15 protein-coding genes and 1 pseudogene are annotated in these 14,672 nt (G+C 61.4%); 13 read left to right on the top strand and 3 right to left on the bottom strand.

The features are described from left to right. Positions 1–98: 98 nt before the first annotated feature. From leuC to LB547_RS22890, 7 genes and pseudogenes are all read left to right on the top strand, one after another. A pseudogene (gene leuC, locus LB547_RS22860) lies at positions 99–1,505 on the top strand (3-isopropylmalate dehydratase large subunit); the annotation flags it as partial. Then, positions 1,502–2,140 (top strand): 3-isopropylmalate dehydratase small subunit, encoded by a 639-nt coding sequence (gene leuD, locus LB547_RS22865; RefSeq protein ID WP_140522766.1) that lies wholly within the window; start codon positions 1,502–1,504, stop codon positions 2,138–2,140. The pseudogene leuC and the gene leuD, both read left to right, overlap by 4 nt. Further along, a complete protein-coding gene (locus LB547_RS22870; protein ID WP_181165395.1) occupies positions 2,137–3,015 on the top strand; it encodes an isocitrate lyase/PEP mutase family protein in 879 nt (292 codons plus the stop codon). Before leuD ends, LB547_RS22870 begins: the two co-directional genes overlap by 4 nt. A gap of 114 nt (positions 3,016–3,129) precedes the next feature. Further along, positions 3,130–4,122 (top strand): ABC transporter substrate-binding protein, encoded by a 993-nt coding sequence (locus LB547_RS22875; RefSeq protein ID WP_181167710.1) that lies wholly within the window; start codon positions 3,130–3,132, stop codon positions 4,120–4,122. After that, the gene (locus LB547_RS22880; protein WP_140522772.1) at positions 4,119–4,937 is read left to right on the top strand and encodes an ABC transporter ATP-binding protein; all 819 of its coding nucleotides are present in this window, start codon (positions 4,119–4,121) and stop codon (positions 4,935–4,937) included. The genes LB547_RS22875 and LB547_RS22880 overlap by 4 nt, the downstream gene beginning before the upstream one ends. Then, positions 4,934–5,686, top strand: a complete 753-nt coding sequence (locus LB547_RS22885) for an ABC transporter permease (RefSeq protein ID WP_140522773.1) — start codon at positions 4,934–4,936, stop codon at positions 5,684–5,686. The genes LB547_RS22880 and LB547_RS22885 overlap by 4 nt, the downstream gene beginning before the upstream one ends. Beyond that, positions 5,683–6,513, top strand: a complete 831-nt coding sequence (locus LB547_RS22890) for an ABC transporter permease (RefSeq protein WP_140522775.1) — start codon at positions 5,683–5,685, stop codon at positions 6,511–6,513. The genes LB547_RS22885 and LB547_RS22890 overlap by 4 nt, the downstream gene beginning before the upstream one ends. 661 nt (positions 6,514–7,174) lie before the next feature. Here the strand turns inward: LB547_RS22890 and LB547_RS22895 are convergent. Beyond that, positions 7,175–7,618 (bottom strand): hypothetical protein, encoded by a 444-nt coding sequence (locus tag LB547_RS22895; RefSeq protein ID WP_140522777.1) that lies wholly within the window; start codon positions 7,616–7,618, stop codon positions 7,175–7,177. Between the two features lie 68 nt (positions 7,619–7,686). Next, positions 7,687–8,151 carry a metalloregulator ArsR/SmtB family transcription factor gene (locus LB547_RS22900; protein ID WP_210239480.1) on the bottom strand — a complete coding sequence of 155 codons (465 nt, stop codon included), beginning with the start codon at positions 8,149–8,151 and terminating at the stop codon, positions 7,687–7,689. A gap of 161 nt (positions 8,152–8,312) precedes the next feature. On the opposite strand from LB547_RS22900, the gene LB547_RS22905 reads away from it, so the two are divergent. The 6 genes from LB547_RS22905 (at position 8,313) to LB547_RS22930 (ending at position 13,204) form a co-directional block, all read left to right on the top strand. Next, positions 8,313–8,822, top strand: coding sequence for a hypothetical protein (locus LB547_RS22905; RefSeq protein ID WP_140522779.1), 510 nt, complete (start codon positions 8,313–8,315; stop codon positions 8,820–8,822). Positions 8,823–8,832: 10 nt separating this feature from the next. Further along, entirely contained in the window at positions 8,833–9,372 is a 540-nt protein-coding gene (locus LB547_RS22910) for a hypothetical protein (protein ID WP_140522781.1), read from the top strand. Positions 9,373–9,842: 470 nt separating this feature from the next. Beyond that, entirely contained in the window at positions 9,843–10,127 is a 285-nt protein-coding gene (locus LB547_RS32690) for a hypothetical protein (protein ID WP_264297145.1), read from the top strand. A 47-nt stretch (positions 10,128–10,174) separates the two neighbouring features. After that, entirely contained in the window at positions 10,175–11,143 is a 969-nt protein-coding gene (locus LB547_RS22920) for a GAF domain-containing protein (RefSeq protein WP_140522783.1), read from the top strand. Between the two features lie 142 nt (positions 11,144–11,285). Continuing rightward, positions 11,286–12,803, top strand: coding sequence for an aldehyde dehydrogenase (gene adh / locus LB547_RS22925; RefSeq protein WP_140522785.1), 1,518 nt, complete (start codon positions 11,286–11,288; stop codon positions 12,801–12,803). 41 nt (positions 12,804–12,844) lie between these two features. After that, positions 12,845–13,204: a DUF779 domain-containing protein gene (locus LB547_RS22930; protein WP_140675469.1), complete on the top strand. Its 360-nt coding sequence runs from the start codon at positions 12,845–12,847 to the stop codon at positions 13,202–13,204. Positions 13,205–13,250: 46 nt separating this feature from the next. Here the strand turns inward: LB547_RS22930 and hemN are convergent, their stop codons facing one another. Beyond that, positions 13,251–14,600, bottom strand: coding sequence for an oxygen-independent coproporphyrinogen III oxidase (hemN, locus tag LB547_RS22935; RefSeq protein ID WP_140675466.1), 1,350 nt, complete (start codon positions 14,598–14,600; stop codon positions 13,251–13,253). Between the last annotated feature and the right edge of the window lie 72 nt (positions 14,601–14,672).

The following is a 14,672-nucleotide window of genomic DNA, read 5'->3' on the forward strand; positions in this document are numbered from 1 at the left end:
ATGTGGGAGGAAAAGTCATGCCAGTTCACGCGCCGCCGACGCAAGCAGATGGCTTAGCAGCCGTTGCAACGTCTTCGGCGCGAGCTTCGGCCTCCTCCACTGGGCCGAAGACCGTCTTCGAGAAGATCTGGACCGCCCATCTCGTTCGGCAGTTGGATGACGGGCGCGACCTCATCTTCGTCGACCGGCACGTGCTGCAGGAGACGACGTGCGCCGCCGCTTTCGCGGGTTTGGAAAAAACCGGACGGCAAGTGCGTCATCCGGAGCTTACCCTTGCAACCCAGGACCACATCATCTCCACGGCGCCGGGTCGTACCGAGAACACCAATCCGGAAGGCCGCGAGCTCCTTTCCCTGATGCGGACGAATGCGTATCGGCACCACATCCGCCACTTCGGCGTCGGCGATCCGCGCCAAGGCATCGTGCACGTGATTGCGCCGGAACTGGGAGTTGCACTGCCGGGCAGCGTGCTGGCCTGCGGCGACAGCCACACCTCCACCGTCGGAGGGATCGGCGCGCTTGGCATCGGTGTCGGCACCAGCGAGGTCGAGCATGTGCTCGCGACGCAGACGCTTGCGCTCGCGCGGCCGGAGACCATGCGTGTCTCCTACGAGGGTACGCTCGGGCCGGGCGTAACCGCCAAGGACATGATCCTGCGCACCATCGGCGAATACGGCATCGCCGCAGGTCGCGGGGCGGCGGTCGAATACGCGGGGCCGGCGGTGCGGGCGCTCTCCGCAGAGTCGCGGCTGACACTCTGCAACATGTCGATCGAGTTCGGTGCGCGCCTCGGCCTCATAGCCCCTGACGAAACGACCTTCGACTATGTCCGTGGCCGCGAATTCGCACCCGCCGAGGCGGATTTCGAGCTCGCGCTGGCCTATTGGCGAACGCTGCGGACAGAGGCGGACGCCGTCTTCGATCGCGACGTCACCATCGATTGCGACAAGATCGTTCCACAGGTTACCTGGGGAACGACGCCGCAAGACGTCACGGGCATCGACGGGCATGTCCCCTACCCCGCCTCCTTTGCCGATGTGAAGCGCCGCGAACTCGCTGCTGCCGCAATTCGCTACATGGGGATCGAGCCTGGCAGTTCACTCGAGGGTATCCCGATCGACATCGCCTTCATAGGCTCCTGCACGAACTCACGTCTTGCGGATCTCGAAGCGGCGGCGGCCGTCGTGCGCGGGCGGAAAGTCGCTCCGAATGTTCGCGCGCTCGTCGTGCCGGGCTCCATGTCGGTGAAACGCGCAGCCGAAGACAAGGGCCTGCACCACATCTTCCGTGAAGCGGGCTTCGAGTGGCGCGATGCGGGTTGTTCCATGTGCGTAAGCATTAATGAGGATGTGGTCGGTCCGGGCCTGCGCTGCATGGCGACCAGTAACCGCAATTTCGAGAACCGGCAGGGGCCGCGCAGTCGCACCCATCTTGCGAGCCCCGCCATGGTCGCCGCTGCGGCGCTCGCTGGTCACATCACCGATGTCCGTAAGGGGAATGCATGAGAGAGCCCTTCGCCAGTGTCAATGGCGTGGTGGCAGTGATGCCGCTGAGCAACGTCAACACGGACGCGATTATCCCGTCGGCCTATCTGCGGTCCGCGATGGCCGACCTCGGCAAAGGCCTCTTCGGCGGCCATCGCTATGATGAGGCCGGCCGCGAACGGCCGGATTTCGTGCTCAACCGGCCGCCGTTCCGCGCTGCAAGCATTCTCCTGGCGGACGAGAACTTCGGCTGTGGAAGCTCACGCGAGGCGGCCGTCTGGGCATTGCAGCAGTTCGGCATCCGTTGCGTGCTGGCGCCGAGCTTCGCCGACATCTTCTACGAGAACAGTTTTCGCAATGGCCTGCTTGCCGGCTTGATCGACGCAGAGACATTCGCCGCGCTGGCCGCAACGGTCGAGAGCCGTCCCAGCAACCCAGTGTTCACGGTCGATCTGACGATGTCGGAGATCGCTGCGCCGGACGGGCACATCTACGCTTTCCGGGTGCCGGCGATGCGCGCTGAGGCGTTGGTGCGTGGCGACGATGAAATCGACACGACGCTTCGCCACGCCGCCGAGATCGAGGCTTATTATGCCGCCGGCAAGACAGGTCGCGGCTGGATCTACCGGCCCGTGGAAGGGGAATGGAACACATGACGCGTACGACCATCCGTGAGGCGCTGGCACAGGAGACGCCGCTCGTTACGCCGCTAGCACATGACGCGCTCTCCGCCAGGCTGATCGAACAGGCCGGCTTCAAGGCCTTCGCCATAGGCGGATCGGCGTTGCTCGCCGCCCGCCATGCCTATCCCGACATTGGACTGATCGGGCTGACCGACATGGTCGAGGGCATTCGCGATATCGCGGCTGCATCATCGCTGCCCTTCTTTGCCGACGCCGATGACGGTTATGGCGACGTGAAGAGCGTGGCGCGTACGATCGCCGCTTATGAAGCGATCGGCGTTCGCGGACTTCTCCTGGAAGACCAGAGTCGTGACCATAAGCAGCAGCGTGCCGACAAGGCGGCCGCGGTGGTCGAGGAAGCGGTGATCGAGGCGAAGCTTCGTACCGCCCTCGGTGCACGGAGGTATCCCGAGACTTTTATCATTGGCCGCACGGACGCCTATGGCCCGCTCGGCCTCGACGCGGCTATGCACAGGGCGGAACGCTTTCTTTCCGTGGGAGCTGACGGCATCTTCATCGCGGGGCTCCGCACCGAAGCGGATTACCGGAAGGTTGGTGCCGCCTTCAAGGGCGCCTATCTGTCGGCTGCCATGTTCGAGGGCGGCGATACGCCCTGGCTAAGCCCCGCCGAACTCGGCGCCATGGGCTTTACGCAGGTGTCCTTTCCGGCAAGCATCATCTTTCGCGTGGTCGCGGTCATGCAGCAGGCAGTCTCCGCGCTGCGGCGCCATGCCGAGGGGACGGAAACACTGCAGCCGCTCGCCAACGGCGTGGCCGTGCGCGGGATCCTGGATCAGGCAGTCAATCTCGACCACTGGCGGGCGATCGAAACTCCCGGGGCGAGGTAGGACGTACTGGAGTCGCCTTTCCGAGGGTATGAATGCCGCGCAAGCAGTGGCCTTGGCATGGCAAAGAGAGTCACGGGCTTAGCGACGCCCGGAGAATTGAAAAGGGAGGAACTTATGAAAGTATCGAATGCATTCTCGCGTCTAGCGGTTCTCGCTGCGGCCAGCCTGGCGCTGGCGGGCACGGCGCAAGCCGAACAGATCGTTGTGAGCAACTACGGCGTCTCGGCAAACGGAATGCCTTTTGCCGTGGCCATGGAGAAGGGCTTCTTCAAGGAAGAGGGCGCCGACGTTACAGGCATCCTTTCCTCGGCCGGCGGCGGCACGACGCTGCGCAATATGCTCGCTGGCGACGCGCCATATGCGGAAGTCAATCCGAATGCCATCATCGCGGCGATCCAGCAGGGCGCCGATATCAAGATCATCAGCGACAACGTGCTGACAGTTGCAGAATTCATCTGGGCAGTGAAGCCGGATTCGCCGATCCAATCGGTCAAGGACCTGAAGGGCAAGAAGATCGCTTTTACCAACCCTCGCTCCACCAGCCAAGGCTTGGCAGCGCTGGTCTTGCAGGCTGGCGGCCTCAAGACTGAAGACGCCGAGCTCGTGAAGACTGGCGGTTTCGGCGAAGGCGTTGCGGCGCTGGACACCGGGCTTGTCGACGTCGCGCCCATTCCAGAACCGCTGTGGTCGAAGTTCAAGGACAAGTATCGGCCTATCGCCAAGGCCTCCGATCTGCTGCCGCCCATCGCCAATGTGCTCGGTGCCGCTGCTGGCTCGGCGGCCGAGAAAAAGGGCGATTTCATCAAGGCGGTGATCCGCGCCCGCCGTCGCGCGGTGGAGTTCATGGCGCAGAATCCCGATGAGGCAGGCGACATCATCGCCAAGGTGTATAATCTCGAGCCAGAAGTAGCGCGCAGCGCGGTCAAGAACCTCGTGGACAGCCGTACCAACGGCATCGAATATTGGGGCACGGGGCAGATCCACCTGGACGGGCTAGAGAAGTCCGTCGAGGTGCAGAAGATGATCGGCGCCCTGAGCGGCGACGTCGACCTCAAGGCAATAATCGATACCCAGTTCCTGCCAGACGATATCAAGGAATTGAAATGACCATTTCGCAAAGCGCACAGGTCGCGCTGCGCGGCGTAGACAAGGTGTTCACCCGGCCGGGACGGCCGGGTGACACCGTTCACGCACTCGGCGCGATCGATCTTGAGTTGAAGCAGGGCGAATTCTTCGCCGTGGTGGGGCCGTCCGGCTGCGGCAAATCTACCCTACTGGAACTCGTCGCGGGACTTTCGACCGCGACCCGCGGCGAAGTCACCTTCGAAGGCCGGCCGATCGCCGGCCAGATACCGGATGGCGTCGGCGTCGTCTTCCAGGAAGATGCCTCCTTCCCCTGGCTTACGGTCGCCGACAATATTGCCTTCGGGCTGCGGCGCATGAAGATTTCGCATCAGGAGCGCGAAGAACGGATCGCGCGGGCGCTCGCGATGATGGGGCTCACATTCTTTGCCAAGAGCTATCCTGCCCAGTTGTCTGGAGGTATGCGCCAACGCGTATGCATCGCCCGGACGCTAGTGACGGAGCCGCGGCTCATTCTGCTTGACGAACCGTTCGGCGCGCTCGACCAGCAAACCCGCCTCCTGATGGGCGATGAGGTGCTGAACCTCTGGCGCAAGACCGGCGCGACGGTCTTCCTCATCACCCATGCGCTCGATGAAGCCGCCATGCTTGCCGATCGCATCGGGGTGATGTCGGCCCGACCCGGACGGCTCATCGATATCGTTAAAACGGACTGGCCGAAGGATCGCGACAGCCGCATCGTGCAGGAGGAGCGCTTCGGGACAATTACAGCCCGGCTCTGGCGTTCGCTGCGCGAGGAATCGCTCAAGGCGATCGGCAAGATGGAGGGGGCGGCATGAAGAGCGCCACATTCTGGCGGATCGGTATCGTCGTCGGCTTCGTCGGCCTGCTCGAAGTCTTGTGCTTTGTTGGGGTCATCCCCCACCTCACGATGCAGCCGCCGCACCGCATCGTCATCGATCTCGTCAAGATGTTGGCCTCGGGCGCGCTCAATGCCGCGATTGCCAAGACGTTGGGCAACGCCGCAATCGCCTTCGTCATTGCCGTTGTCACCGGGGTCGCGAGTGCTATCGTCATCCATCAGTTCGAGCGTGTGCGCGACACACTCGACCTGGTCTTCGCGACCTACTATGCGATCCCGGTCTTTGCTTTCTACCCGCTCCTGATTATCCTCTTCGGGCTTGGTGACGCACCGCAGATCTTCATCGGAACCATGCTGGGCGTCGTCGCTGTCATCGTGAATACGTTGAATGGCCTGGACCGGGTGCCGCGGGTGTTCCTCAAGACCGCCAAGATGGGCCATATGTCTGCGGTCGAGACCGCGTGGCGCATCACCCTGCCTTGTGCAGCACCTTATATCCTCACGGGGGCCAAACTCGCCGTCGCCTATTCGCTGATCGGCATCATCGGCGCCGAATTCATCATGTCGACGGGGGGGATGGGCTACGAGATCAGCTTCGCCTACAACAACTTCGACAATGCGATCATGTATCCGCTCATTCTGCTGATCCTGATCGTTTCGATCACCATCAACGCGCTTCTCGCCCGCTGGGAGAAGAAGCTCATGAACCGGCGGGGGCTTCGATGAGCAGCAAACTGCCTCTCAACGCGGTCGTCTCCGGCAAGGTCGATACGGTTGCGTCGACCGAGACCCGGTCAGCCGCACAGGACTTCCATATTCCCGACGGCCTGCGCAACGGCGTCACCCTCGTTGTCGCGCTGCTCGTCTTCTGGCAGATCCTCTATTGGATCGTGGGAGAGGTCGCGCTGCGCTCGCCGCTCGAGACGCTCGGCTTCACGGCCCATCTCGTCACAACCGGGCAGTTCTGGGTTCATCTTACCGAGACCGCCCAGGCCTTCGGCCTCGCGCTCCTGTTGGCGGTCGTCATCGGCCTCGCGATCGGTTTCACGCTTGGCCTGAACGGCGCCATCGCCGAGGTTCTCGAGCCCATGCTCGTCGCAGTCTATTCGATCCCCAAGATCACGCTCTACCCGATCCTGCTGCTCGCCTTTGGGCTTGGCATGTCGGCGAAGGTCGCATTCGGCACGATCCACGGCGTCATTCCTATCGCACTCTTCACGATCAATGCAGTGCGAAACGTCAAGCGCGTTTACGTCAAGACCGGGCACGTCATGCGCCTGAACCCTGCCGACATGATCGCGCGCATCGTCCTGCCGGCCGCCATGCCGGAGATCTTCGCCGGCATCCGGATTGGCTTTTCGCTGACGCTGATCGGGACGCTGCTCGGCGAGATGTTCGCCTCACAGCGCGGCCTCGGTTTCCTCCTGATGAACGCAATCGGCTTGCACAACATAGACCTCATCATGGCGCTCACTTTCCTGCTCGTCGTCATTGCGGGCGTCTCCAGTAGCCTGCTGCTTTATCTCAACCAGCGGCTTTATGGACGCGCCTAGCTAAGCCCCGGATCTTTTTGTTTTGAGCGTGCAATCTTTGTCGAGCTTGGCTCTTCAGAAACGACCCGGCGCAACCATGGAAGTGCTCGCCGATAAGACAGCCGAAACGCCGCATTCGAGACGGATGAGGTTGTAGCCAGGATCGTACGGCTGGTCGTGCCGCGAAGGCTTCACCGCGCCCGCTCCAAGGCGGATATACTGCCTCCATCACGGCACGGTGTCTGTGCTTGTGGCCGAAGAGGTGCAGGATTGCACGAGAGGTCAAAGCATCGTTCACAGCGCCTCCGTCAAAGAGCCAGTCGATTGGATGATGGACGAGCACAAGGCGACTGTATTCGGCACCAGCCGTTTGTAGGACTCAGAAAGATGTCGCTGGCCCTGTCGTCTTCAGTACGGCCAAACGGTGCCATGACCCGAGAATCTCTCGCCGAAGAGCTTGAGAGTGCGGCCGAGTGCCATTGCGGACATGTCGCGGCCGGATCTTCAAATCATCCTTCGCCGCGGTGCCTTGATGTTCCGAAACCTCGCTGGCTTTCCTTGAAGCCGGCGACGGACGATGCGCTCGCCTTGATCGCCTCTGTGATGAGGATCTGGGCTTGGAGATTACTTCTCCACAGTTCTCCGGGCAAGGGCGGTCAGGCGAAGCGCAATTTCATCCGGCTCATCGCGCGCGGCAGCGCTGGAATGTTTCCGGATCATCGGACGACCAGGAAAAGCCGTGCAGGGACAGGCTTATCCTGTTGGGCTCCGAACGCGAGAGCTCGACCGTGCCTGCGCTCATCGGGCTGCCGCCCTTGTAGCATTGGGCGGCAACGCGCAGCGTTTTTCCGTCAACGTGCGGTTCGCCGAATTCGCAGCCGACCTCATAAAAGGTCAATCCCGACGGCAGAACCTCCAGCACATCGACTTCCCCGTTCTCCTGCTCGCAGCGCAGCGGATCGGTCGACCATTTGCCGAGGAAGTCGTTCGGCATCTTGGCTTGGACGGCTGCCGGCAGGAACGACGCCAGTGCGACAAGGACCGCGAGCGAACGCTTAGCCCCGGCGCGGCGATGGCTGTCCGAGCTGGATTGCCTTTTCAGCATGACCGATCTGGTCATAAGCATGGTTCTCTCCTTTCTGCTGCCCGCCCATTCACAGCCGCGCCGGCCCTATTCAGGATTGACAGCGGCAATCAGGCAGTCCTTTCCTTGACCTTGTTGGTTCTGGGCCTTGCGCGTTTCGGCGGCGCGGATGCCGTCGCCTTGGCCTTTGCAGCCAAGCTCTTCGCGGCTGAGGCCTTTGCCACCGGGATTTTGGCGACTTGCTGATCCTTGGCGCCGGGCGCCTTTGCCTTCCTGGCCAGTGCCTTGCTCTCGCGGCGGATCGGCCGGCCTACCGGGCAGATCTCCTGCACAAAGCCGGTTAACGTCGAGGCCAGCGTGTTAGGCGCCTGGCGGTAATAGACGAACTTGCCGCGCTTTTCGCTCAACACCAGGCCGGCATGCTCAAGCAATTGCAAATGCTGCGAGATCGACGGCTTCGACATGTCGAAGCGCCCGGCGATGTCACCCGCGCTTAGTTCGTGATGCGCAACATAGGCAAGGATCTTGCGGCGTACCGGCGAGGACAGCGCCTCAAAGATGAGTTGGATGGACATACGACAATGCTACACGACAGCAAGTCGATTAGGCAATCAATTAATTGTTGACGCATTGACGATAAGCTGATTACCTAAATGACGAAACGAATTCGATCGGGGCTACAGGGGCGGGAGACAAGGCTGACCGCCGATGGCGGACGGCAAAGAAGGATGGCGAGATGCGCCCGGCCCTGAAAACCTTGCTCAAGATCGCCTTTGACATAGTCGCCACGATCGCCTTCTTCTACCTGGCCATGCTCACGGTGCCTTACGCGGTCGGCTTTCCTGTCGCCGGGCTGATGCGTCTCTTCTCATTAGGTGCTGGGTTTGTGGCGAACACCTGGATCGGCCACCAGTCCTTCCTGACGGATGCCCTGCTCGACACTTTGGGCATCACGTATCTGATGTTGGTCTTCGCCGTCGGCATTGAGATCGTGCGCCGGCTGGTCGGGTCCCGATCGATCTGGCTCTATGTCGTCGGCGCCTTCGTCACGATGGCGGTCTATATCGGCCCCGCATCCACAGCACCCCGTCCGGCTAGTGCCTTCGCGCTGGCACTACCGCTGATGATGGCCGCTGGATACGGTGCCGGCTACTGGCTGGTGACCATCCGTCTGCGCGCCGCTGTCATCCAGTTCGCCAGGCGCCTGATCTGCGGCCCCGACGCCAAACCCTGCGTGTTCTCCTGAGGATATCAAAATGTCTGCTTTGCGCCTTACATCTCTTTTGCGTTTTTCAACTCTGGGGTTCTTTACGCTGTCGGCATTAGCGTTGCTCGCCATCGCCACCGGCAGCGCTATGGCGGCGCCGGCGAAGGATCTCTACAAGCTCTGCCGCCAAGTGAAGAACGACGACGAGGTCCTCCCCTATTCGCACGCGCTTTACGCCGGCACGGTCAGGGCGTTCAAAAAGCTGTTTCCAGATGCCAAGATCGTGCCGGAGGAACCGGAACTCGAAACCCAGGTTCACTATCGCTGCATGAATGGCAAGCTGCTGGCCTGCTTCGTGGGCGCCAATCTGCCCTGCACCAAGATGAACGCCTCACGCGACAATCCTGGCGCTGACGAATTCTGCAAGGCGAACCCGAATGAAGACTTCGTGCCGGCCGCGGCGAGCGGCCACGATACCGTCTATTCCTACAAATGCCAGGACGGCAAAGCTGTGGTCACGGGTGATACTTGGGCACTCGACGAGCGCGGCTTCGCCAAGAAGCTTTGGGCCGAGGTAATTCAACATTGAGTTTGGTTTTGGCGCCTCAACGCTCTTCACCTCACTTGGGCCGAGACAAAGGGGCGGCAATTCCAGAGCATCAGTCAGGGCGGCTTCGGGAGGGGCAACGACACTGCATGCCCGTTACAGATTTGATCTCGCACGACGTCTGGTCGTGAGCTCGAATGGTAGAGACTCGCCTGTGGCTCTCAATCTCCTTATCGGTACCATCGTGATCAGCCTGACGGTACTGATTCATATCTTTGGCCTCATCGAGGTCACACACCCGGTGGGGGGTGCCTTGTGTCCCGTTTTCGCATGCACGGGCGCCGCAGCCGCATCGTCGCGATGACGCGTGGTGATGGGTCTCTTTGCCGTCATGACGGCAAAGATCTGGCTTTGGGCGGGGTTGTACCGGATGCTCAACATCTTCGCCGACTTTGAAACTGCATTGTACTTTTTCCACCATCACCTTCTCGACTGTTGGCTACGGCGACATAGTGCCTGCCCTTGCGTGGCGTGTCCTGGCGGCACTCGAATGCGTTAACGGGTTCTTGCTCATCGGCTGGTCGACCGCCTGTCTCATCGCAGCCGGCACCGCATCGGACCGTCCAAGGCGGGCGAGCATTTCTGACCAGTTGGTGCTCAGGTTTGCTCCCGATCAATACTGTACGGGCATTCTGTTGGTACGCTCTTACGATCGGGTCAGCCATGATTTGGCCGACGATCAGCAGGAGGGAGAGATCTGCCTTTCTGCTTCTTTGGACGAATTGACTATGACCTGATCGAACCGCAGACCGGGAGGAAAGACATCAGAGTTGGGAGGATAAGCATGGGAGAAGATCTATTCGGTCATCATGCCGACCGCATCCAGGCGGCGATTGCGTCGGACGCTGCGGCGAAATCCGCCCTGGTTGCCTCCTGGCGACGGTCTTCCAATTTGCATCGACTCGAACCAGCCGATTGCAGGCCTCCACATTATCTGACGGAGGCCGAACTGGGACAGGCCCGGCAACGAATCGAACCTCTCATTTGCGCTGCCCAAGCGAGTCTCGACCGTCTCTATCTCGCAGTAGGCGGCGTGGGATGCTGTGTCCTGCTCGCCGATCGCGACGGCGTGCCTGTCGAACGGCGCGGCGCGCTCGTGGACGACGAGACGTTTTATTCCTGGGGTTTGTGGACTGGCTCCGTCTGGAATGAGGAAAGGCAGGGCACCAACGGGATCGGCACCTGTCTGGTTGAGCGACGCCCGCTGACAATTCACCGCGACCAGCATTTCCATACGCGCAATACGCTGCTCAGTTGCACCACCGCTCCGATCCACGATCATGAGGGGAATCTTGTAGCCGTGCTTGACGTGTCGTCCTGCCGGGCTGATCTGACCGAAGCCTTTGTCAATCTCATCTCGATGGCTGTGGTCGACGCGGTGCACCGGATCGAGATTGAGAACTTCAAGATGGCATTCCCGAAGGCGCGAATTCTGCTGGCGCCGGTGACCAACAAAGGCTCTGGCGCGCTGATCGCCGTTGACGCGGACGATCTCGTGGTCGGCGCGACCCGTTCGGCCCGCCTGGCGCTTGGCATCACACAGCAGTGTTTCGACAAACCAATGCCTGCCGCCGATCTGCTCGGCTGGGCTGAGATCGGCCCTAAAGTTCTCGCTGAGGCAGAGCGTGGAGCCCTCCAGCGTGCGCTCGCGCGCGCTGACGGGAACGTCTCAGCCGCAGCTCAGGCGCTTGGGATCAGCCGGGCGACGCTTCACCGCAAGCTCAACCGTCTGGATGTCCGCCGGTCACACTGACGCCCAAGCTCTCATAACTGTCGCAATTCTGCGACACATCCTACCCGACCAGCGTGACCGGCGCGGTGACAAGCACCGCCGAAAATCGCAAGTGTCTTTCGAAGCGTCGCATCCCGCGACGTCAGCTTTGGGAGGAAGACGCATGAACAAGGTTGAATTCTCACGCTCGGTCAAGGCGCCCTTCGACAAGCGCTATGGCAATTTCATCGGTGGCAAACGGGCCGAGCCCCGCTCTGGCCGCTATTTCGAGAACTTCTCGCCGGTGAATGGCCAGCTGCTATGCGAGGTAGCGCGCTCGGACGGCCAGGACATCGAGGCGGCCCTGGACGCCGCCCATGCCGCCAAGGACGCCTGGGCGCGCACCAGCGTGGCCGAGCGCTCCCTTATCCTCAACCGCATCGCCGATCGCATGGAGGAAAACCTCGATCTCCTCGCATGCGCCGAAACGTGGGACAACGGCAAGCCGATCCGCGAAACGACCGCGGCCGACCTGCCTTTGGCCATCGACCATTTCCGCTATTTCGCCGGCGCGGTGCGTGGCCAGGAAGGCAGCCTTTCGCAGATCGACGACGACACTGTCGCCTATCATTTCCATGAGCCGCTCGGCGTGGTCGGCCAGATCATCCCGTGGAACTTCCCGTTGCTGATGGCATGCTGGAAACTTGCTCCCGCGTTGGCGGCCGGCAATTGCGTCGTCCTGAAACCTGCCGAGCAGACCCCGGCTGCCATCCTGCTCTGGGCCGATCTCATCGGCGATCTTTTGCCGCCGGGTGTGCTCAACATCGTCAACGGCTTTGGCCTCGAGGCCGGCAAGCCGCTGGCTTCGTCGCCGCGCATTGCCAAGATCGCCTTTACCGGCGAGACAACGACGGGCCGGCTGATCATGCAGTATGCCAGCCAAAACCTGATCCCGGTGACGCTCGAGCTCGGCGGCAAGTCACCCAACATTTTCTTCAAGGATGTCGTCGCCGAAGACGACGATTTCTTCGACAAGGCGGTCGAAGGCTTCGTCATGTTCGCGCTGAACCAGGGCGAGGTGTGCACCTGCCCGAGCCGCGCGCTCATCCAGGAATCGATCTACGACAGGTTCATGGAACGCGCCCTCAAGCGCGTCGAGGCGATCGTGCAGGGTGATCCGCTCGATCCGGCAACGATGATCGGCGCCCAGGCTTCGTCCGAGCAGATGGAAAAGATCCTGTCCTATATCGATATCGGCCGCCAGGAAGGAGCCGAGTTGCTGACCGGTGGAGCGCGCAGTCTTCTGCCCGGCGATCTGGCCGGCGGCTACTACGTCCAGCCTACGGTGTTCAAGGGTCACAACAAGATGCGCATCTTCCAGGAGGAGATTTTTGGGCCGGTGGTATCGGTCACGACCTTCAAGGACGACGACGAAGCGCTCAGCATAGCCAACGATACGCTCTACGGCCTCGGTGCCGGTGTCTGGACACGCGACGCCAACCGTGCCTATCGCTTCGGCCGCGCGATCCAGGCTGGCCGCGTCTGGACCAACTGCTACCATGCCTATCCCGCGCATGCGGCCTTCGGCGGGTATAAGCAGTCCGGCATCGGCCGAGAGACCCACAAGATGATGCTCGACCACTACCAGCAGACGAAGAATATGCTGGTCAGCTACAGCCCGAAGAAGCTTGGCTTCTTCTGATCGGCTCAAGGGCGCGGCTCCGCAGGGGACCGCGCCCCAAGCTGGATCGAAAACCTAATGCATACCAGGTCACGGCAACGCCGGCAGCGCTTGAACTGATCGCGGAGATCGTTGCCGAGCACGGTCCAGTGCTGTTCCATCAATCCGGCGGCTGCTGCGACCGCTCTTCGCCGATGTGCTATCCGCTGGACGAATTGATCGTCGGCGATCGCGATGTCTTGCTCGGCCATATCGGTGATGCGCCGTTCTACATCGGCGCATCGCAATTCGAGGCCTGGAAGCATAACGATCTCATTATCGACGTGGTGCCAAGCCGAGGCGGCATGTTCTCGCTGGACAACGGAAGGGAGAAGCGGTTCCTGACGCGGTCGACGATCTGCGCTGTCCAGATCGGGATGTAGGCCTTTCCATACGATTTGGGCGAGCATTTCTGACCGCAGCCGATGTTCAGACCGCCACGGAATGCCTCGCCTTGCCGGTTTCGAAATACTTGTCGAACTTCGCCGCGACGCTTCTGACAAAGGGGCGGCTTTCCAACGGCACGACGAAGCGGTCACCGTCAAGTTCAAGCAACCGGGCAGGGTCAAGAAGGGCGGTGGAACTCGCTCTGCCGAGAAGCCTTTGGCCAGCTTCGCCAAAGCGCTCGACCAGGTCGATCGCTGAAAAGCCGGAATCGCACATCAGCCGCTCGATGATCCACCCGCGAGCGCGGTCGTCGTCGGACAAAGCAATTCCGCGGACCGCAGCCAACCCACCGTCATCCACCATGCGGCCATACTCGGCGGTCGAAGGCATGTTCTGTACATAGCCTTGCCGGAATTGGCTGATGGATGACGGGCCGAGGCCGATCAAGGTTTCGCAGCGATCCTCGGTGTAGCCCTGAAAGTTACGACGCAACATCCCCGCGTGCGCAGCAAGCGCCAGCGCATCGCCCGGTTTGGCGAAATGGTCGAGCCCGATTGCTTCGTATCCCTGGTCGAGTATGGCGCGAGCTGCCAGTTGCGATTGAGCGAACCGCTCCTCCGGGCCTGGCAACCAGGCCTCGTCGATCATTGTCTGATGTTTCTTGAACCATGGCACATGGGCATAGCCAAAAAGGGCGATCCGATCGGGTTCGAGCGTCAGCGCCTGCATGACAGTGGACAAGACACTCTCCCTGGTCTGGTGCGGCAAGCCGTAAAGCAGGTCCAGGTTGACCGACTCGACGCCGCGTGACCGAACGCCGTCGACGACTGTCTTGGTCTGCAAGAAGGTCTGTTCGCGATTGATGGCCTTCTGCACCTTCGGATCGAAATCCTGGACCCCGAGGCTCGCCCTCGTCATGCCGATTTCGGCAAGTGCGTCGAGGCGGGCTTCGTCCATATCGTTGGGTTCGATTTCGACGCTGATCTTGGCGCCGGGAAGAAATGAGAAGCAGTTGCGCAGAACGGCTCCCAGCGCGACCATGTCCTGTGGTTTGAGCATCGTCGGTGAGCCGCCACCGAAATGGACGGCACGTACCCGGCCCTTGCCTCCGGCGAGACTTGAGACGGTGGCGATCTCCGCATGCAGTGATCTCAGATATTTGGTGACCGGTTCGTAATGGCGTGTCTGCTTGGTGTGGCACGCACAGAACCAGCAAAGCTTGTCGCAATAAGGGGTGTGCAGATAGAGCGAGATCTCGTCGCCCTTGTTGAGCGCCTTCAGCCAGTCGCGACAAACGGCGGCATCGACGCCCGGATGAAAATGCGGCGCCGTCGGGTAGCTCGTATAACGCGGCACGTTTTCACCAAGCCTGGCAATTAATTCTGGCCGCATCTCGATATCTGCTCCGATGTGTATTGCACGATCCTGCTCACATCGGACAATGGCAGCCTTGATCTCGGTCAA

It is taken from the genome of Mesorhizobium sp. B264B1B (assembly GCF_020165765.1).
GTDB lineage: Bacteria > Pseudomonadota > Alphaproteobacteria > Rhizobiales > Rhizobiaceae > Mesorhizobium.